Source organism: Microbacterium sp. NPDC089987 (assembly GCF_044748505.1).
Classification (GTDB): Bacteria; Actinomycetota; Actinomycetes; order Actinomycetales; family Microbacteriaceae; genus Microbacterium.
Genome location: NZ_JBIVGE010000001.1, coordinates 685,203 through 704,573, shown reverse-complemented (window position 1 = coordinate 704,573; position 19,371 = coordinate 685,203). Strand labels below are relative to the sequence as shown.

Below are 19,371 nucleotides of genomic sequence, written 5' to 3'. Positions count from 1 at the left end.
TGCGCCCCTGCGGCGGTGCGGCCCGCGGCCGTCGGCGCCCCCGCTGACGACCGAGGCCCCCGCGCAGCGACACCGCCCGGAGGCGACGCCAGTGCTGCGAGGGGGCCTCGACGAACAGGGAAGATCAGGCGTTGGCGTCCTGGCGCTTCAAGCGCGCCGTCTCCCGTGCACGGGTGTTGGCGTCGAGGTTCACCTTGCGGATGCGAACCACCTCCGGCGTGACCTCCACGCACTCGTCGTCACGGGCGAATTCCAGGCTCTCCTCGAGAGTCAGCACGCGCGGGGGCGTCATCGATTCGAACGAGTCGGAGCTCGCCGCACGCATGTTGGTGAGCTTCTTCTCCTTGGTGATGTTCACGTCCATGTCGTCGGCTCGCGAGTTCTCGCCGATGACCATGCCCTCGTACACTTCGGCGCCCGGCTGCACGAAGAACGACATGCGCTCCTGCAGCGCGATGATCGCGAACGGCGTGACGACGCCCTGACGGTCGGCGACGATCGAACCATTCTGACGCGTCGTGATCGATCCGGCCCACGGCTCGTAGCCGTGCGAGATCGCGTTCGCGATGCCGGTGCCTCGGGTGGTGGTGAGGAACTCGCTGCGGAACCCGATCAGGCCGCGCGAGGGCACGATGAACTCCATGCGCACCCACCCGGTGCCGTGGTTGGTCATGTTCTCCATACGACCCTTGCGGTTCGCGAGAAGCTGCGTGATCGCGCCGAGGTGCTCCTCGGGGGTGTCGATCGTGAGGTGCTCGAAGGGCTCGTGGGTCTTGCCGTCGATCTGCTTCGTGACCACCTGCGGCTTGCCGACCGTGAGCTCGAAGCCCTCGCGGCGCATGTTCTCGACGAGGATCGCGAGAGCCAGTTCGCCGCGGCCCTGCACCTCCCATGCGTCGGGGCGTCCGATGTCGACGACCTTGAGCGAGACGTTTCCGATCAGCTCCTTGTCGAGACGGTCCTTGACCATGCGCGCCGTGAGCTTGTGGCCCTTCACCTTGCCCATGAGCGGCGAGGTGTTGGTGCCGATGGTCATCGAGATCGCGGGATCGTCGACCGTGATCGCGGGCAGCGGCCGCACGTCGTCGGGGTCGGCGATCGTCTCACCGATGGTGATGTTCTCGAAGCCCGCGATGGCGACGATGTCACCGGGACCCGCCGAGTCGGCGGGGTAGCGCTCGAGCGCGCGGGTCTTGAGCAGCTCGGTGATGCGCGCGTTACTGGTCGTGCCGTCGGAGCGCACCCAGGCGACCGTCTGTCCCTTCTTCAGCGTGCCGTTGAAGACGCGCAGCAGGGCGAGGCGACCGAGGAACGGGCTGGAGTCGAGGTTCGTCACCCACGCCTGCAACGGCGCCTCGTCGTCGTAGGCCGGAGCCGGGATGTGCGCGAGGATCGCCTCGAACAGCGGCTCGAGGTCGTCGTTGTCGGGCAGCGTGCCGTTCTCGGGGCGGTTGCGCGATGCGGCACCGGCGCGGCCCGAGGCGTACACCACCGGCACGTCGAGCAGGGCATCGACGTCGAGGTCGGGCACGTCGTCGACCAGGTCGGACGCCAGACCGAGCAGGAGGTCCTGAGCTTCGGCTTCGACCTCGGCAATACGCGCGTCGCCGCGGTCGGTCTTGTTGACCAGCAGGATGACGGGGAGCTTGGCCTCGAGGGCCTTGCGCAGCACGAAACGGGTCTGGGGAAGCGGCCCCTCGCTGGCATCGACGAGCAGCACGACGCCGTCGACCATGGACAGCCCGCGCTCGACCTCACCGCCGAAGTCGGCGTGGCCCGGAGTGTCGATCACGTTGATCGTGACTTCCTGACCGCCCGAGTGTGCACCGCTGTAGGTGATAGCCGTGTTCTTCGCGAGGATCGTGATGCCCTTCTCGCGTTCGAGATCGCCGGAGTCCATCGATCGTTCTTCGAGGTGCGCGTGCTCCCCGAACGAGCCCGTCTGGCGCAGCATGGCCTCGACGAGAGTGGTCTTGCCGTGGTCGACGTGTGCGACGATCGCGACGTTTCGGAGGTCAGAGCGGAGGGCGTGCGCCATTCAGGAAGTCCAATGCGGATGTGGTGTGAGCTGGGGTGCCGCGTATGCCGAGTGAACGGGGCGACGTTCCAGAATAGCGTACGGCCGAGGATGGCGCCTGGGAGCAGGCCGTAGCATCGGAGGCGTGAACCGGACGCGCCTGTGGTGGGAGATCGCGATCGTGCTGGCGCTGGGCCTGGGCCAGTCGGCTGTGTACGCGATCGTGCAGCTCGCCTATCGGCTCACCGACTCCACTCCCCTGGCCGATCAGACCGCGACGCTCAATTCGTCGCGCAGCGATCGCGAGATCTTCGATCTCATCTACCAGCTTCTCTCGATCGGCTTCGGGATCGTCCCCGTGCTGCTGGTCTGCTTCCTGCTGTGGCGGTCGCGCCCCCCGCATCTCCGGATGCTCGGGATCGACGGCACGAGGCCCGCTCGCGACATGGGATGGGGCCTCGGTCTGGTCGCCGTCATCGGCATCCCGGGCATGGCGCTCTACTTCGCCGGCCGCGCGCTCGGCTGGTTCGTCGCCGTCGATCCCGCCGGGCTCGAAGCCCACTGGTGGACCGTGCCGATCCTGCTGCTGTCGGCGGCCCGGGCATCCATTCAGGAGGAGTTCGTCGTACTCGGCTACCTGTTCGCGCGGCTCCGGCAGCTCGGGTGGGGTGTCTGGCCGATCATCATCGCGACCAGCGTGCTGCGCGCCAGCTATCACCTCTACCAGGGCCCCGGCGCCTTCATCGGCAACCTGGCGATGGGGCTGCTCTTCGGCTGGCTGTTCGCCCGCACCGGGCGCCTGCTGCCGTTCCTCGTCGCGCACTTCGCGATCGACGCGATCGTCTTCGTCGGCTATCCGTGGGCGGCCGCGACCTGGCCCGCGCTGTTCGGGCTCTCCGGCTGACGCCCGCTCCGCGGCTCAGCCGGCGATGAGCACGGCCGCGACGGCCCAGGCGATGATCACGAGCAGCGCGACGATGGCTGGGATGTCCCATGCCCGCCGCACGGGTGGCGCGGGCGTGACGGGCGCCGCGCTCGCCTTCGCCTTGCGCAGCGCCGCGACAGCATCGTCGGCGCGCCCGTTGGCGTCCTCCTTGGTGCGGCCGGGGCCGAGTCGCTGCGGCCGGCGTGTGGCCGGACCGCCGAAGCAGGGCACCAGCGAGCCGTCGTCGAGGGTGATCTCGATCTGCCACCGCATCCGGATCTGCTGCACCCGCGCCCAGGGGGCGAACGTGGTGCGCAGCAGGTTCTGCACGAGCACGCCGTCCGGCGTCGCCCGCACGCGTGAGGCCACGCCGAGCACGTACACCGCCCACAGCGCCAGCAGCGGCCACGGGGCCAGCAGCATGGCCGTGACCACGTCGCCGCGCACGGCCGCGTCGATCAGCAGCACAGCCGAGAGGATCGAGCAGATCACCAGCAGCGCCACCCCGCCCCGGTTGCGGAGGGAGGCGGCGCCGACAGGTGTCTCCGGATGCTCGGCTGTCACAGACCGACGCCGCCCAGCGGCAGCGAAGCGCCGGGGATCGCATCGAGCAGGCGACGCGTGTACTCCTCCTGCGGGTTCGTGAAGATGGAGTCCACCGTGCCCTGCTCGACGATCTTCCCCTTCTCCATCACGCAGACGAGGTCGGCCGCCACACGCACGACGGCGAGGTCGTGCGTGATGAACAGGTACGTCAGCCCGAGGTCGTTCTGCAGGTCCGACAGCAGGTGCAGGATCTGGTCCTGCACGAGCACGTCGAGCGCTGAGACGGCCTCGTCGAGCACGACGATGTCGGGCTTGAGAGCCAGCGCACGCGCGATCGCCACGCGCTGGCGCTGACCGCCGGACAGCTCGTTCGGATACCGCTCCGCGAGCTCCCGCGGCAGCGAGACCTGATCGAGCAGTTCGAGCGAGCGCTTGTGCTGCTCGTCGCGTGTGCCGATGCCGTGCACCTGCAGAGGCTCGCTGATGAGACTGCCGATGCTGCGCAGCGGGTCGAGCGATCCGTACGGGTCCTGGAAGACCGGCTGCATGCGCCGCCGCAGCTTGAAGATCTCTGCGCGCGACATGCTGCTCGTCGCCGCGCCGTCGATGAGGATCTCGCCGTCGGTGGGCTTCTCGAGCTGCAGCAGCATCTTCGCGACCGTCGACTTGCCGGATCCGGACTCGCCCACCAGCGCGAGCGTCTTGCCCCGAGGGATCGAGAACGAGACGCCGTCGACAGCGAGGAACTTCTCGCTGCGCAGACCGCCGCCGCGGATCGAGTACTGCTTGACCAGGTCGCGCACCTCGACCACCGCGGGGGCGGTGCTCACCGTCTCCTCCGTACGGGCCGACACAGCGCCGATCCGCTTCGAGGCGAGGCTGGGAGCTGCGGCGACCAGACGCTGCGTGTACGGGTGCTGCGGGCGCGAGAGGATCTCGGCGCTCGGGCCGGCCTCGACGATCTCGCCCTGATTCATCACGATGATGCGGTCGGCGCGGTCGCCGGCCAGACCCAGGTCGTGCGTGATCAGCAGCACCGAGGTGCCGCGCTCGCTGGTCAGGCTCGCCAGGTGATCGAGGATCACCCGCTGCACCGTCACGTCGAGCGCGCTGGTCGGCTCGTCGGCGATCAGCAGCTGGGGATCGGCCGCGAGGCCGATGCCGATCAGCGCACGCTGTCGCATACCGCCCGAGAACTGATGCGGGAACTGGTGCATGCGGCGTGCGGCGTCGCTGAGGCCTGCCTGCTGCAGCACCTCGACGGCACGGTCGTGCACCTCCTGGCGACCCTGAGCCAGCCCGTTCGCGCGCACCGCCTCCTTGACCTGGAAGCCGATCGACCACACGGGGTTGAGGTTCGACATCGGGTCCTGGGGCACGTAGCCGATCTCACGCCCGCGGATGTGCTCGAGCTCGGCCCGCTTCGCGGTGGTGAGCTCGCGCCCGTCGAGGGTGATGCTGCCGCCGGTCACGTGTCCGGTGCCGGGGAGCAGGCCGATGATGGCGGCCGCGGTCGTGGACTTGCCGGACCCCGACTCCCCCACGATCGCCAGCGTCTCGCCGGCCATCATGTCGAAGCTCACGCCGTGCAGCACTTCGCGGATCTTCTTGCCGCTGCGGAACGCGACACGCAGGTCGCGCACTCTGAGCAGAGGTTCGGTCATCGCTGAGCCCTCGCCTTCGGGTCGACGGCGTCGCGCAGGAGCTCGCCGAGCGTGACGAACGCCAGCACGGTGATGGTCAGAGCCAGCGACGGCCAGAACAGCGCCATCGGCGCGGTGCGGATGTTGGTCTGAGCCTGGCTGATGTCCAGACCCCACGACATGGTGCCGCTCAGCCCGACGCCGAGGAACGACAGCGTCGCCTCGGCGACGATGGCACCCGCGAGCGACAGCGTGGCGACGACGATGACCGGAGCCATCGCGTTGGGCAGCACGTGCACGAGAAGCGTCTTGAACTTCGACATGCCGATCGACTCGGCGCCCATCACGAAGTCGGCCTGCTTGACCCGCAGCACCTCGGCGCGCATGATGCGCGCGGTCGAGGCCCAGGCGAAGCCGCCGATCGCGAACGCCAGCACGATCTCATTGCGCTGCGGCAGCACCGACATCACCACGATCGCGGCGATGATGTAGGGGATCGTGAAGAAGATGTCGCCGACGCGCGAGAGCACGGAGTCCAGCCATCCGCCGTAGAAGCCGGCCAGTGCGCCCATCACGATTCCCACGATGGTGCTGATGAGCGTGGCCAGCACACCCACGATGAGCGACGTGCGCGTTCCCCAGATGGTGCGGGCGTACACGTCGCAGCCCTGGCGGGTGAAGCCGAGCGGATGCCCTGCCTCGGGACCCTTATTGCTCTTCACCAGCACGCAGCCGTCGGCCGGCGCCACCTGGGTGAACAGGGTCGGCGCGAGTGCGACGATGATCACCAGCAGCACGAAGGCGGCGGAGATCCAGAACAGCGGACGGCGACGCAGGTCGCGCCATGCGTCCAGCCACAGGTTGCTGGGCTTCGCGTCGATGCGCACGACATCGACGGGCACCGACATGGTGTCCGCGGGCGCGACGTAGTGGCCGCGATCGAGGTCAGGTCGAGACATAGCGGATCCTCGGGTCGAGCAGGCCGTAGAGAAGATCCACGACGAGGTTGATGAGCACGTACACGACGACGAACACCGTCACGAACGACACGACCGTCGGGTTCTCCCCGCGGATGATCGCCTGATAGAGGGTGTTGCCGACGCCGGGCACGTTGAAGATGCCCTCGGTCACCGTCGCGCCGACCATGAGGATGCCGAAGACGGTGCCGAGATCCGTGACCATGGGGATGAGCGAGTTGCGCAGCACGTGCACGGGGATGACGCGGCTGCGCGACAGGCCCTTGCTGTACGCCGTGCGCACCCAGTCCTGACCGAGGGTCTCGATGGTGGACGCGCGCGTCAGCCGCATGCTGGTGGCGTAGACGCTGAGGCCCAGCACGATCGCAGGCAGCCAGAGATCACCCCAGTCATTGCGCGCGCCGACGGTGGGTCTGAACCAGCCGAGCTGCACGGCGAGGAAGTACTGCGCGAGGAACGACAGCACGAAGATCGGCACGGCGATGAAGATCAGCGCCAGCACGAGCATGGAGTTGTCGAACACGCCGCCCTTGTCGAGGGCGGAGAACAGGCCGATGATGATCGCGAGCACGAACGCGATGGCGACCGCCATGACCGCGAGGCGCAGGGTGATCGGGAACGTCCGCGCCAGGATGTCCGTGACGGACTGGCCCGAGAAGCTCGTGCCGAAGTCGAGCCGGAAGATGCCGGCGATGTAGTAGCCGTACTGCACGAGGAACGGCTCATCGAGGTGGTACTCGGCGCGCAGGCGCTCGAGCACGGCGGGGTTCGGCTGCTTGTCGCCGAACAGTCCGGCGATCGGGTCGCCGGGCATGGCGAAGACCATGAAGTAGATCAGCAGGGTCGCCCCGAAGAACACGGGGATCGCCTGCAGGATTCGTCTGAGGATGTAAAAGGCCACCCTCGACCTCCCTTCGGGTACGGGACGCGGGTCACGCGCCTCGAGGGCAAAGATAACGAGGCGGTGGTGCGAGCACCACCGCCTCGTTGCGAAGGGTTACTCCGCCTTCTTCTTCTCGATGTCGGAGAAGAGCGGAACGGAGTTCCAGCCGAACTTCACGTTGTCGACGTTCTCGCCGAAGCCGCCGACGACGTTCGAGTACCACAGGGGCATGGCGGGAAGGTCCTCGAGGAGGACTTCCTGAGCCTGCTGGTACAGCTTGTTCGCGGCCTTGGGGTCGGTCTCGGAGACGCCCTCGGACAGCAGCTTGTCGAACTCGGGGTTCGAGTAGTCACCGTCGTTGGAGCCGGCGTTGGTCGCGTACAGCGGGCCGAGGAAGTTGTACAGACCCGGGTAGTCGGCCTGCCATCCGGTGCGGAAGGCGGTCTCGATCGTGCGGTCGGTGACCTTGGAGCGCAGCTCCTTGAAGGTCGGGTACGGAGCACCCGAGGCGTCGATCCCGAGCGTGTTCTTGATCGAGTTCACGGTCGCGTCGACCCAGGCCTGGTGGCCGCCGTCGGCGTTGTACGCGATCTGGAACGAGCCGTCCCAGGGGCTGATCTTGTCGGCCTCGGCCCACAGCTCCTTGGCCTTCTTCTCGTTGAAGTCGAGGACCTCAGCGCCCTTGAGCTCGTCGCTCCAGCCGTCGATGACCGGCGACGTGAAGTCGCTGGCGGGGGTGCGGGTGCCCTGGAAGATCACATCGGTGATCTCCTTGCGGTTGATCGCCATCGACAGAGCCTGGCGACGCAGCTTGCCCTCTTCACCGCCGAAGTGCGCGAGGCGCTCGGGGATGGTGAACGACTGGAAGATGGCCGCAGGCTGGTTGACCGCGCGGTCGCCCAGGTCGGACTCGTAGTTGCCGAACGCCGAGTCCGGGATGGCGTCGAGGACGTCGAGCTCGTTGGCGAGCAGGTCGTTGTACGCGGCGTCCTGCGTGGCGTAGAAGACGATCTCGAGACCGCCGTTCGCGGCCTTGCTCGGGCCGTCGTAGTCGGGGTTGGTGACGAGGTTGATGCCCACATCGTGCTTCCAGGCGCCCTCACCGTCGAGCATGTAGGAGCCGTTGCCGATGGGGTTCTCGCCGAAGGCCTCCATGTCCTCGAACGCGACGTCCGGGAGCGGGTAGTAGGCCGAGTAGCCGAGGCGCTGCGCGAAGTCGGCGGCCGGCTTGTTGAGCTTGATCGTGAAGGTGTGCTCGTCGACCTGCTTCAGACCGGTCAGCTCGGAGTCCTCGTCGTAGCTGAAGCCCTCGATGTCCTCGAAGAAGTAGCTGGAGAGCTGCTCGTTCGACGCCAGGGCGCCGTAGTTCCATGCCTTGATGAAGTTGTCGGCGGTGACCTCTTCACCGTCGGTGAACTTCAGGCCCTTGCGCAGCTTGACCGTGATGTTCTGCGGGTCGTCGACGCTGATGTCTTCAGCGACCTCGTTGAAGACCGCGCCATCGGCCTCGTAGCCGATGAGGCCGGCGAAGATGGCGTCGAGGATCTTGCCACCACCGGTCTCGTTGGTGTTGGTCGGGATCAGCGGGTTCTGGGGTTCAGAGCCGTTGACCTTGATGATCGCGGACGCATCGGCGCTCGACGAGCCCTTGTCTGCGTCGGGCTTATCGCCGCTGCTTGCGCAGCCGGAGAGTGCCAGGGCACTCGCCGCGAGCAGCGCAATGCCCGCGAGGGTGATCTTGTTGTGCTTCACAGTGTCCTCCTGTGGACCGGGACAAGCACGCGCTCGGCGTCGAACGCGCTCACATCCGATCCTAGGACCCGTTGCGGATGGCACCAGCACGCCCGCAGAACTGTTATCGACCCTTAACCGAAGCGCCCCCGCCGCGGATGCGGCGGGGGCGCTTTCGCCGCTGCGCGCGACTCAGGCGAACGCCTCGATGGGCGGGCACGCGCACACGAGGTTGCGGTCGCCGTACGCCTGATCGATGCGTCGCACCGGCGGCCAGTACTTCGATGCGATCAGAGCCTGCACCGGGTACGCGGCCACCTCGCGTGAGTACGCGTGCTGCCACTCCCCTGCGATGAGGGATGCGGCGGTGTGCGGCGCGTTCACGAGCGGGTTGTCGTCGGCGGGCCAGGTGCCGGCAGCCACGGCATCCGCCTCCGCCTTGATCTGGATCATCGCCTCGATGAAGCGATCGACCTCGGCGAGGTCCTCCGACTCGGTCGGCTCGACCATCAGCGTGCCGGCGACGGGGAACGACATCGTGGGCGCGTGGAAGCCGTAGTCGATCAGGCGCTTCGCGACGTCGTCGACCGTGATGCCGGTCGCCTCCTTCAGCGGGCGCAGGTCGAGGATGCACTCGTGCGCGACCCGGTCGTTCTTGCCGGTGTACAGCACCGGGTAATGGTCGCGCAGACGCTGGGCGATGTAGTTGGCCGACAGCACCGCGGCCGCCGTGGCGCTGCGCAGGCCCTCGGCGCCCATCATCCGCACGTACGCCCACGAGATCGGCAGAACACCGGCGGATCCGTACGGAGCACCCGAGACCGGGCCGCCGTCGAACACGTAGCCGCCGGCGTGCACGCTCTTCTGCGCCTGCGGGTGGCCGGGCAGGTAGGGCGCGAGGTGAGCCTTCGCCGCCACCGGGCCGATGCCCGGTCCGCCACCGCCGTGCGGGATGGCGAAGGTCTTGTGCAGGTTGAGGTGCGACACGTCGCCGCCGAGGTCGCCGAAACGCGCGTAGCCGAGCAGTGCGTTGAGGTTCGCGCCGTCGACGTACACCTGGCCGCCCGCGTCGTGCACGGCGGAGGTGATGTCGAGCACCTGCTGCTCGTACACGCCGTGCGTGGACGGGTAGGTGATCATCAGCGCTGACAGCGCGTCCGCGTGCTGAGCGATCTTCGCACGGAGGTCGTCGAGGTCGACGTTGCCGAGCTCATCGGTGGCCACGACGACGACCTTCATGCCGGCGAGCACCGCGGACGCCGCGTTCGTGCCGTGCGCGGAGCTCGGGATGAGGCACACATCGCGGTGCGTGTCGCCGTTGGCGAGGTGGTAGCCGCGGATCGCGAGCAGGCCGGCCAGCTCACCCTGCGAACCGGCGTTCGGCTGCAGCGAGACCGCGTCGTACCCGGTGACCTCGGCGAGCCACGCCTCGAGCTGGTCGATCATCGCCAGCGAGCCCTCGACGTCCTCCGCCGGGGCGAAGGGGTGCAGCTGAGCGAACTCGGGCCAGGTGATGGCCGCCATCTCGGTGGCGGCGTTCAGCTTCATGGTGCACGAGCCCAGCGGGATCATGCCGCGATCGAGCGCGTAGTCGCGATCAGCGAGCTGCTTGAGATAGCGCATCATGGCCGTCTCGGAGCGGTGCGCGTGGAACACGGGGTGCGTCAGGTACTCGTCGTCGCGCAGCAGCGCCTCGGGCAGCGCATTGTCGCCGACCATGAAGCCGAAGACGCGCTCCTGCTTCCCGCCGAACAGCGCCGCCACGCGGTGCAGGTCGGTGAAGGAGGTGGTCTCGTCGACCGAGATGCCGACGGTGTCGGCATCCACTCCCCGCAGCAGGATGCCCTGGTCGTGCGCCTTCGACACCACGGCCTCTGCCGCGCCTGCTGCGCGCACCGTGATTGTGTCGAAGAACGCATCGTGCACGATCTCGGCGCCGGCCTCGACGAGCCAGTCGCGCAGCAGGGTCGCTTTGCTCGCCACCTCGGCGGCGATCGCCCGAAGGCCGTCGGGTCCGTGGTAGACCGCGTACATCGAGGCCATCACGGCCAGCAGCACCTGCGCGGTGCAGATGTTCGACGTCGCCTTCTCGCGGCGGATGTGCTGTTCGCGGGTCTGCAGCGACAGACGGTAGGCGGGGTAGCCGACAGCGTCGACCGAGACGCCGACCAGACGTCCGGGCAGCTGACGCTCGAGACCGGAGCGCACGGCCATGTACCCGGCGTGCGGACCGCCGAAGCCCATCGGGACGCCGAAGCGCTGGGTCGTGCCCACGCCGACGTCGGCGCCGAGCGAGCCCGGCGAGCGCAGCAGCGTCAGCGCGAGCAGGTCGGCGGCGGCGACGACGATCCCCTTCGCCACGTGCGCGGCGTCGATCACGGCGCTCGGGTCCCACACGCGCCCGGACGCGCCGGGGTACTGCACGAGCACACCGAACAGCTCCTCCGGAAGCTCCGCACCGCCGGCGAGATCCTGCTCGACGAGCTCGATGCCGACGGCATCCGCGCGCGTGCGCAGCAGCGCCTTCGTCTGCGGAAGGGCGTCGGCGTCGACGACGAACACGTTCGACTTCGACTTGGAGGCGCGCCGAGCCAGCAGCATGCCCTCGGCGACGGCGGTCGACTCGTCGAGCATCGACGCGTTCGCGGTAGAGAGGCCGGTGAGGTCGGCGACCATCGTCTGGAAGTTGATCAGGGCTTCGAGCCGGCCCTGCGAGATCTCCGGCTGGTAGGGCGTGTAGGCGGTGTACCAGGACGGGTTCTCGAGCACGTTGCGCTGGATGACCGACGGCGTGAGCGTGCCGTAGTAGCCGAGGCCGATCATCGGGCGATTCACCGTGTTGCGGCCGGCGAGCGCGCGCAGCTCGTCGAGAGCCTCGGCCTCACTGGCAGCGGCCGGGATGCTGCTCTGCGGGGCCCCTGAGCCCTCCTGGGTCCCTGAGCCTGTCGAAGGGCCGGTGAAGATGGATGCCGGCACCGCCTGGCGCATGAGGGCCTCGATCGGCTCCTCATCGGTCGGTTCGAGTACGGGCGCCTGCTGGATGCCGAGGGCGGCGAGCATCTGCTGACGCGCCTCGGCGGTGATGCCGATGTGGCGATCTGCGAATGAGGTCACTCTCACGCCTCCGTGTGCGCCACGTAGGCGTCGCGGTCGAGCAGTCCGTCGAGGGCGCCGTCGGCGACCTCGACCTTGATGAGCCACGCGTCGCCGAAGGGCGCGGAGTTCAGCGACGCGGGGTCGTCGACGACGGCGTCGTTGATCTCGACGACCGTGCCGCTGACGGGGGCGTAAAGCTCGGAGACCGACTTGGTCGACTCGGCCTCGCCGAACACGTCGCCGCGGGTCAGCTCCGTGCCGACCTCGGGCAGCTCGACGAACACGATGTCGCCCAGCGCGTCAGCGGCGAAGTCGGTGATCCCGATCGTCGCCGTGGCGCCGTCGAGAGCGACCCATTCGTGCTCTTCGCTGTACTTGAGGGTGCTGAGATCGGTCATTTCTTCCTCCGGTAGAAAGGCAGGGCAGTGCGGGTGGCGGGGATCTTCGTCCCCCGGACGTCGAGGAACAGGTCTGCTCCGTCTTCGGCATACGACGGGTCGACGTAGGCCATCGCGATCGGGTGGCCGAGCGTCGGGCTGAGGGCGCCGCTGGTGATCTCGCCGACGACGGTGCCGTCTTCGAGCACGACAGGGTAGCCCGCGCGACCGGCGCGTCGACCTTCGGCGGTCAAGCCGATCAGGGTGCGCCCGGCCTGAGCGCCGGTTCCCGCGGCGCCACCGGCGAGGGCATCCTTGCCGACGAAGCGCTCCTTGTCGGCGACGACGACGCGGCCCAGGCCGGCCTGGGCGGGCACGGTCTCGCGAGTGAGCTCGTGACCGTACAGCGGCATCCCCGCCTCGAGGCGCAGGGTGTCGCGGGCCGCGAGGCCGGCGGGCACGAGCCCGCGGTCGGCGCCGGCGGCGAGCACCGCATCCCAGAGCTCGGCGGCATCGCCGGCGTCCACCAGCAGCTCGAAGCCGTCCTCTCCGGTGTATCCGGTGCGCGCCAGCAGCAGCGGCTTGCCGCGGTACACGGCGCTCGCCCAGGCGTAGTACTTCTGCTCGTCCCAGGGGACGCTGAGCTCGTCGATGCCGTCCGTGGCTGCGACGATCTCGGCGGCCTTCGGGCCCTGCACGGCGATGAGGGCGAAGGAGTCGGACACGTCCTCGACGGAGACACCGGGCGCGCCGGAGACGAAGCCGAAGGAGCCGTCGTCGGATACCGGTGCGGGCGTCTCCGAGGCGAAGGACGCCACGCGCGCCCCGAAAGCCTCGCGCACGGCATCCCGGTTGCCGGCGTTGGAGATCACGAGGTAACGCTGCTCGCCCATCCGGTACAGGATGACGTCGTCGATGATGCCGCCGTCCTCGGCGAGCAGCAGCGAGTACTTCGCCTTGCCGACGCTCATCGCCGACAGGCGTCCGGCGAGCGCGTAGTCGAGGTACTCGCCCGCCCGAGGACCGTCGACGATGAACTCGGCCATGTGCGAGATGTCGAAGATGCCCGCAGCCTCTCGCACCGCGTGGTGCTCCGCCAGGTCTGACGTGTAGCGAACGGGCATCTGCCAGCCGTCGAAGTCGGTGAAGGAGGCGCCGAGCGCCTCGTGGCGTTCGCGGAGCGGGGTGTAGCGCGGGCTGTCGCCCTGGGAATCAGACTGTTCGGTCACGGAGTTCTCCCGGTCAGGATCGGGCAGGACGACGTCATCGGCATCCTCGGAACTCCCCCTCTGTCATCGGGCCTGAGAGCTTCGCCTTCGCCAGCGGCTCGAGGAGCAGATGGACGAGGGCTTTCACCGTCGGCGGATGCGTGAGCATCGCTTTTCAGAGCGGCCGGACCGGGGCGGTAGGGGTACCTGAGAGATTGGCGGGGAGGCTTGCTCCTTCGGTGCCCGATCGCGTTCATCGGGCTCTCCCGCACGGGTCATGCGGCCTGTGTTCGATTAGGCCTCCCAGCATACCGTCTAGGCTCGTCGATGTGAGTGGCACGACCGGCGACAGGGACGCGATCGGCGTCGCGGTGTCGACGGTCATCTTCTCGCTGCGCAGCGCGGATGAGGGTGAGCGTCTCATGCTGCCGCTCGTACGCCGCACGCGCGAGCCGCACCTCGGGTCATGGGCTCTGCCAGGGGGGTGGCTGGATCCGGCGGAGGATCTGGATGCCGCGGCATCCCGCACCCTCGCTGAGACCACCGCCCTGCAGCCGAGCTATCTCGAGCAGCTGTACACCTTTGGCGACGTCGCGCGCTCCCCCTCGCGCACCATCTCGATCGTCTACTGGGCGCTGCTGCGCTCCGACCTCGTCGATGCGCAGCGATCACGAGCGGGCGCTCCTGAGAACGTCGAATGGTTCGACGTCGACGCCGTGCCCCCGCTGGCGTTCGATCACAACCGCATCGCGGAGTACGCGCTGTGGCGCCTGCGCAACAAGGTGGCGTACAGCCGCATCGCGGCGGGTCTGCTGCCTGACGAGTTCACCCTCACCGAGCTGCGCGAGGTCTACGAGGCGGTGCTCGGCCAGCGTCTGGATCCCTCGAACTTCCGCCGCCTCCTGGAGGGCTCGGACGAGCTCGTGCCCACCGAGTCGTTCCGCACCGGCAAGCACCGGCCCGCGCGCCTGTACCGCTACGTCGCGCACTCCTGATCACGACGGCGTCGGCGATGCGACGTCATCTGATTGCACTTCTGGTCAGATCGACCTAATCTTCTCGCAGACAGTAAATGTCATCGCGACCAGAAGGCGGTCCTCGCATGTCCCTCCTCCGCAGCATCGACCCGTCCGTCGATCACGCACTCCAGGCGATCATCGCCGGCACCTCCCTCGATCCGACGTGCACCACCGACCTCGCCGTCGGCCCCTGGGACTTCGACAGCCGCCCCGGGTACGGGCCCGGTTCCTCGATGGGCGACGTCATCCCGGTGGGGGCCCCTCGCCAGGGCGAGCTGCCCGCCGCCTACCGCGAGGCTGGCGAGGGCGAGCTCGACGCCCGCATCCGCGCGGCGAAGCAGACGCTCGGCGACCGCGTCGTCGTGCTCGGCCACTTCTACCAGCGCGAGGAGGTCGTACGGCACGCCGACTACGTGGGCGACTCGTTCCAGCTCGCCAACGCCGCGCTCGAGCATCCGGACGCCGAGGCGATCGTCTTCTGCGGTGTGCACTTCATGGCCGAGACGGCCGACCTGCTCTCCGGTCCCGATCAGGCGGTCGTCCTGCCGAACCTCGCCGCGGGATGCTCGATGGCCGACATGGCCGACATCGATCAGGTGGAGGACTGCTGGGAGCAGCTCGCCGAGGTGCTCGGGCCGCTCGAGGAGCCGGACGCCGACGGCCTGCTGCCCGTGATCCCGGTCACCTACATGAACTCGTCGGCCGCCATCAAGGGCTTCGTGGGACGCCACGGCGGAATCGTGTGCACCTCGTCGAACGCCGCCACTGTGCTGGAGTGGGCGTTCGCTCGCGGCCGTCGCGTGCTCTTCTTCCCCGACCAGCACCTCGGTCGCAACACGGCCAAGGCGATGGGAGTGCCGCTGGAGCGGATGCCGATGTGGAACCCCCGTCGGCCGCTCGGCGGCTCCCGCGTCGACGAGCTGCGCGACGGCCGGGTGATCCTCTGGCACGGCTTCTGCTCGGTGCATCGCCGGTTCACCGTCGATCAGATCGAGCAGGCGCGCGCCGAGCATCCCGGTGTGCGGGTCATCGTGCATCCGGAGTGCCCGGTCGAGGTCGTCGACGCGGCGGACGAGGCGGGGTCCACCGACTACATCCGCAGGGCGATCGCCGCCGCGACCGAGCCCAGCACCTTCGCGATCGGCACCGAGATCAACCTCGTCCGGCGCCTCGCCGCAGAGCATCCGCAGCACGAGATCTTCTGTCTGGATCCAGTGGTCTGCCCCTGCTCGACCATGTACCGCATCCACCCCGGCTACCTCGCCTGGGTGCTGGAGGAGCTCGTCGCCGGACGGGTGCAGAACCGCATCCGCGTCGCCGACGACGTCGCGCAGCCGGCGAGGGTGGCGCTCGAGCGGATGCTGGCGGCGCGACCGCGATGAACGTGATCGTCGTCGGCGGCGGCATCGCCGGGCTCACTGCTGCGCTGCGCGCCGATGCACTCGGCCACCGGGTGACGCTGCTCGTCAAGGGCGCCCTCGGCGACGGCTGCACCGCGCACGCGCAGGGCGGCATCGCCGGGGCATACGGGGTGGGCGACTCCCCCGCGCTGCACGCCCTCGACACTCTGCAGGCCGGCGACGGCCATGGCGATGCCCTCGCGATCACCGCCCTCGTCGACGGGGCGCATGCCGCGATCACGCAGCTGATCGACGCCGGTGTCGGCTTCGACCGCACCGAAGATGGCGCGATCGCCCGCGGGCTCGAGGCCGCCCACAGCCGGTCGCGCATCGCGCACGCCGGCGGCGATGCCACCGGGGCCGCCATCTCGGTCGCCCTCCTGTCCCACCTGCAGACATCCTCGGTGCACGCGCACGAGCATGCGTTCGTCACCGACCTGCTGACCGGCGGGGGCAGGGTGATCGGCGTCCGCGCGATCGACGGCCGAGAGCTCCGGGCGGATGCCGTCGTGCTCGCCACCGGCGGCGCCGGGCAGCTGTACGCCCACACGACCAACCCGGCCGGCATCACCGGCGACGGCATCGCCATCGCGCTGCGTGCGGGCGCTGCGGTCGCGGACCTGGAGTTCGTGCAGTTCCATCCGACGGTGCTGGTCGGCGAGAATCCCTTCCTCATCTCGGAGGCGGTGCGGGGTGCGGGTGCGGTGCTGCGAGACGCCTCAGGGCGCCGCTTCCTGCTCGACGAGCATCCGGATGCCGAGCTCGCCCCGCGCGACGTCGTCGCCAGGGCCGTGGCACGGCGGGCCGCGGAGCAGGACGCGCCCGTGGTGCTGGATGCCACCGCGCTCGGCGCCTCGATGCTCGCCGCGCGCTTCCCCACCATCGATGCGGAGCTGCGGCGTCGCAGAGTCGACTGGTCGCGGCATCCGGTGCCGGTGACCCCGGCCGCGCACTACCTCATGGGCGGCGTCGCGACCGACGTCGACGGCCGCACCTCCCTGCCAGGGCTCTGGGCGGTCGGCGAGACGGCGCGCACCGGAGTGCACGGTGCGAACCGGCTGGCGTCGAACTCGCTGCTCGAGGGCGCCGTGTTCGGCGCTCGCGCGGCCGAATCGCTCGCGCTCCCTGCGTCCCCGGATCGCCCCACACGGGCCCTTGGCCCCACATGGACCCCTGGCCCCACGTGGGCCCCTGAGCCTGCCGAAGGGCCGTCCAAGAGCCAGGACGCCACCCGCCCGCGCGACGAGCCGGCACGCTCGGTGAGCCAGCTGCCGTTCTCGCGGACAGCACTGCAGCAGCTGATGTGGGATCACCTGGGTCTGACCCGCACCGAGTCGGGGATGCAGGATGCGCTCGCCCAGCTGCACGCGTGGTCCGCACCACCACGGATCTCGCCTGCAGCTCACGAGGACGCGAATCTGCTCACTGTGGCGCGCGCCCTGGCATCCGCCGCCCTCGCCCGGACCGCATCGCTCGGCGCCCACTCCCTCTTCTCCCCCGCCCTGATCGGAGCCGCATGATCACGCCGGCCACCCTGCGACGCACGGTCTCCGCCGCCCTCGAGGAGGACGCGCCCTGGGGCGATCTGACCAGCACAGCGCTGCTGCCCCGGTCCGCACAGGCGACCGCCGACCTCATCGCCCGCGAGCCGGGCGTGTTCAGCGGCGGAGAGGTGTTCGCCGCGGCTTTCACCCTCACCGACCCCAACGTGCAGGTCGACCTGCTCGTCTCCGACGGCGAGCGCTTCAAGACCGGCGACGTGCTCGCGTCGGTCAGCGGTTCCGCGCGCTCCCTGCTGACCGCCGAGCGCGTGGCACTTAACTTCACCCAGCGGATGAGCGGCATCGCGACCCTCACCGCCACCTACGTCGACACGGTCGACGGGACCGGCGTGCGGATCGCCGACACCCGCAAGACCACGCCCGGGCTGCGGGAGTTCGAACGGCACGCCGTCGTCTCGGGCGGCGGAAGCAACCACCGGCGGTCGCTGTCCGACGCCGTGATGGCGAAGGACAACCATCTCGCGGTGCTGCGCCAGAACGGACAGGATCTCGCCGCCGCGCTGCGCGACGCGCTGAGCCGCCTGCCGCACACCACCCACGTCGTCGTCGAGGTCGACCGCCTCGATCAGATCCCCGCCGTGCTCGACGGCGGCGCCCACACCGTGCTGCTCGACAACTTCACTCTCGACGATCTGCGCGGGGGCGTCGCCGTCATCGCCGGCCGCGCCATCGCAGAGGCCTCGGGCGGCGTGACCCTCGACACCGTGCGATCCATCGCGGAGACCGGCGTGCAGGTGATCTCGGTCGGCGCGCTCACGCACTCGGCCCGGGCACTCGACCTCGGGCTCGACCTGCGGATCGACTGACGTGCTGTATCTCGATCACGCCGCCACGTCACCCGCGCGACCGGCGGTGCTCGAGGCGATGCATCCGTTCCTGACCGGTGTGTACGGCAACCCGTCCAGTCACCACACGGTCGGCGAGGCGGCATCCGAGGCGCTGGAGTGGGCCCGCGGGCGCGTGGCGGCAGCACTGGGAATGCGGCCGTCGGAGGTGATCTTCACCTCGGGAGGAACCGAGTCGAACAATCTCGCCGTGAAGGGCATCGTGCTCGGCGCCCTGCAGGAGGATCCGCAGCGGCGCCGGCTGCTCACCACTCCGATCGAGCACGAGTCGATCCTCCGCTCAGCGGAGTATCTGCACCGCCTGCACCGGGTCGCCGTGGCGATGCTGCCCGTCGGCGAGGACGGCGTCGTCGCGATCGACGATCTGCGCATCGCCCTGGATGCCGCCGACACCGCGCTGGTGACCTTCGGCCACGCGAACAACGAGATCGGCACCGTGCAGGATGTCACGGGGCTGATGGCCGTCGCGCACGAGCACGGGGCGCCCGTCCATGTTGACGCGGTGCAGTCGGCCGGATGGCTCGATCTTCGGGCACTCGGCGCGGATGCGGTCTCGATCGCCGGGCACAAGCTCGGCACGCCGAAGGGGATCGGAGCGATCGGGGTGCGTTCGCGGGTTCCCCTGGAGCCGCTGCTGCACGGCGGCGGTCAGGAGCGCGGACGCCGCAGCGGCACCGAGAACGTCGCGGGCGCGGTGGGACTCGCGACCGCGCTCGATCTCGCTGAGACGGAGCGGGCGCAGAGCATCGCCGAGGTGGGCGCGCAGACCGGCGCGTTCATCGCCTCGGTTCTGGATGCCGTGCCGCAGGCCGCACTGACGGGCTCTCCCGACCACAGGCTGCCGAACCTCGCGAGCTTCACGTTCGCCGGCGCCAGCGGGGAGGCCGTACTGCTGGAGCTGGAGCGACGGGGTGTCGTCTCATCGAGCGGGTCGGCGTGCGCCGCCGGCAGCGACGAGCCCTCCCCCGTGCTGCTGGCGCTCGGCATCCCGGCGGAGGTCGCGCAGACCTCGGTGCGGTTCACCTTCGGCCGCACGCCCCTGCCGGAAGGTGCAGCGCAGCACCTGGCGGGGCTGGTCGCCGACGCCGTCGCAGCGGTCACAGCCTGATGGGCGGGAGACGCCGGACCGTAGACTCGGCGTC

At 69.3% G+C, this 19,371-nt stretch carries 15 protein-coding genes and 1 riboswitch; of the genes, 6 read left to right on the top strand and 9 right to left on the bottom strand.

Features of this window, described 5'->3' with window-relative positions:
• Positions 1 to 124: 124 nt before the first annotated feature.
• Positions 125 to 2,038 (bottom strand): translational GTPase TypA, encoded by a 1,914-nt coding sequence (gene typA / locus ACIPV2_RS03240; protein WP_400838415.1) that lies wholly within the window; start codon positions 2,036 to 2,038, stop codon positions 125 to 127.
• Positions 2,039 to 2,162: 124 nt separating this feature from the next.
• Between typA and ACIPV2_RS03235 the strand changes: the two genes are divergently transcribed.
• On the top strand, positions 2,163 to 2,921 hold the full coding sequence (locus ACIPV2_RS03235; RefSeq protein ID WP_400838412.1) for a CPBP family intramembrane glutamic endopeptidase: 759 nt from the start codon (positions 2,163 to 2,165) through the stop codon (positions 2,919 to 2,921).
• Positions 2,922 to 2,936: 15 nt separating this feature from the next.
• Here the strand turns inward: ACIPV2_RS03235 and ACIPV2_RS03230 are convergent, their stop codons facing one another.
• The 8 genes from ACIPV2_RS03230 to gcvT all read right to left on the bottom strand — a co-directional run bounded on the left by ACIPV2_RS03230 (position 2,937) and on the right by gcvT (position 13,424).
• A complete protein-coding gene (locus tag ACIPV2_RS03230) occupies positions 2,937 to 3,506 on the bottom strand; it encodes a PH domain-containing protein (RefSeq protein ID WP_400838409.1) in 570 nt (189 codons plus the stop codon).
• Entirely contained in the window at positions 3,503 to 5,152 is a 1,650-nt protein-coding gene (locus ACIPV2_RS03225; RefSeq protein ID WP_400838406.1) for a dipeptide ABC transporter ATP-binding protein, read from the bottom strand. Before ACIPV2_RS03225 ends, ACIPV2_RS03230 begins: the two co-directional genes overlap by 4 nt.
• Complete coding sequence (locus tag ACIPV2_RS03220; RefSeq protein WP_101187242.1) at positions 5,149 to 6,090, bottom strand: ABC transporter permease; 942 nt, start codon at positions 6,088 to 6,090, stop codon at positions 5,149 to 5,151. The genes ACIPV2_RS03225 and ACIPV2_RS03220 overlap by 4 nt, the downstream gene beginning before the upstream one ends.
• Positions 6,077 to 7,009 (bottom strand): ABC transporter permease, encoded by a 933-nt coding sequence (locus ACIPV2_RS03215; RefSeq protein WP_101187243.1) that lies wholly within the window; start codon positions 7,007 to 7,009, stop codon positions 6,077 to 6,079. The genes ACIPV2_RS03220 and ACIPV2_RS03215 overlap by 14 nt, the downstream gene beginning before the upstream one ends.
• Positions 7,010 to 7,105: 96 nt before the next feature.
• On the bottom strand, positions 7,106 to 8,743 hold the full coding sequence (locus ACIPV2_RS03210; RefSeq protein WP_101187244.1) for an ABC transporter substrate-binding protein: 1,638 nt from the start codon (positions 8,741 to 8,743) through the stop codon (positions 7,106 to 7,108).
• 171 nt (positions 8,744 to 8,914) lie between these two features.
• On the bottom strand, positions 8,915 to 11,782 hold the full coding sequence (gene gcvP, locus ACIPV2_RS03205) for an aminomethyl-transferring glycine dehydrogenase (RefSeq protein ID WP_400839896.1): 2,868 nt from the start codon (positions 11,780 to 11,782) through the stop codon (positions 8,915 to 8,917).
• Positions 11,783 to 11,838: 56 nt separating this feature from the next.
• Positions 11,839 to 12,216 (bottom strand): glycine cleavage system protein GcvH, encoded by a 378-nt coding sequence (gcvH, locus tag ACIPV2_RS03200; protein ID WP_400838401.1) that lies wholly within the window; start codon positions 12,214 to 12,216, stop codon positions 11,839 to 11,841.
• Positions 12,213 to 13,424: a glycine cleavage system aminomethyltransferase GcvT gene (gene gcvT / locus ACIPV2_RS03195; RefSeq protein ID WP_400838398.1), complete on the bottom strand. Its 1,212-nt coding sequence runs from the start codon at positions 13,422 to 13,424 to the stop codon at positions 12,213 to 12,215. The genes gcvH and gcvT overlap by 4 nt, the downstream gene beginning before the upstream one ends.
• Positions 13,425 to 13,588: 164 nt before the next feature.
• A riboswitch (glycine riboswitch) is annotated at positions 13,589 to 13,682 on the bottom strand.
• 50 nt (positions 13,683 to 13,732) lie between these two features.
• On the opposite strand from gcvT, the gene ACIPV2_RS03190 reads away from it, so the two are divergent.
• From ACIPV2_RS03190 to ACIPV2_RS03170, 5 genes are all read left to right on the top strand, one after another.
• Positions 13,733 to 14,398 (top strand): NUDIX hydrolase, encoded by a 666-nt coding sequence (locus tag ACIPV2_RS03190; protein ID WP_400838395.1) that lies wholly within the window; start codon positions 13,733 to 13,735, stop codon positions 14,396 to 14,398.
• A gap of 107 nt (positions 14,399 to 14,505) precedes the next feature.
• Complete coding sequence (nadA, locus tag ACIPV2_RS03185) at positions 14,506 to 15,804, top strand: quinolinate synthase NadA (protein WP_400838392.1); 1,299 nt, start codon at positions 14,506 to 14,508, stop codon at positions 15,802 to 15,804.
• The gene (locus tag ACIPV2_RS03180; RefSeq protein ID WP_400838389.1) at positions 15,801 to 17,342 is read left to right on the top strand and encodes an L-aspartate oxidase; all 1,542 of its coding nucleotides are present in this window, start codon (positions 15,801 to 15,803) and stop codon (positions 17,340 to 17,342) included. The genes nadA and ACIPV2_RS03180 overlap by 4 nt, the downstream gene beginning before the upstream one ends.
• On the top strand, positions 17,339 to 18,190 hold the full coding sequence (gene nadC, locus ACIPV2_RS03175) for a carboxylating nicotinate-nucleotide diphosphorylase (RefSeq protein ID WP_400838386.1): 852 nt from the start codon (positions 17,339 to 17,341) through the stop codon (positions 18,188 to 18,190). Before ACIPV2_RS03180 ends, nadC begins: the two co-directional genes overlap by 4 nt.
• A gap of 1 nt (position 18,191) precedes the next feature.
• Positions 18,192 to 19,337 (top strand): cysteine desulfurase family protein, encoded by a 1,146-nt coding sequence (locus ACIPV2_RS03170; RefSeq protein WP_400838383.1) that lies wholly within the window; start codon positions 18,192 to 18,194, stop codon positions 19,335 to 19,337.
• Positions 19,338 to 19,371: the final 34 nt, after the last annotated feature.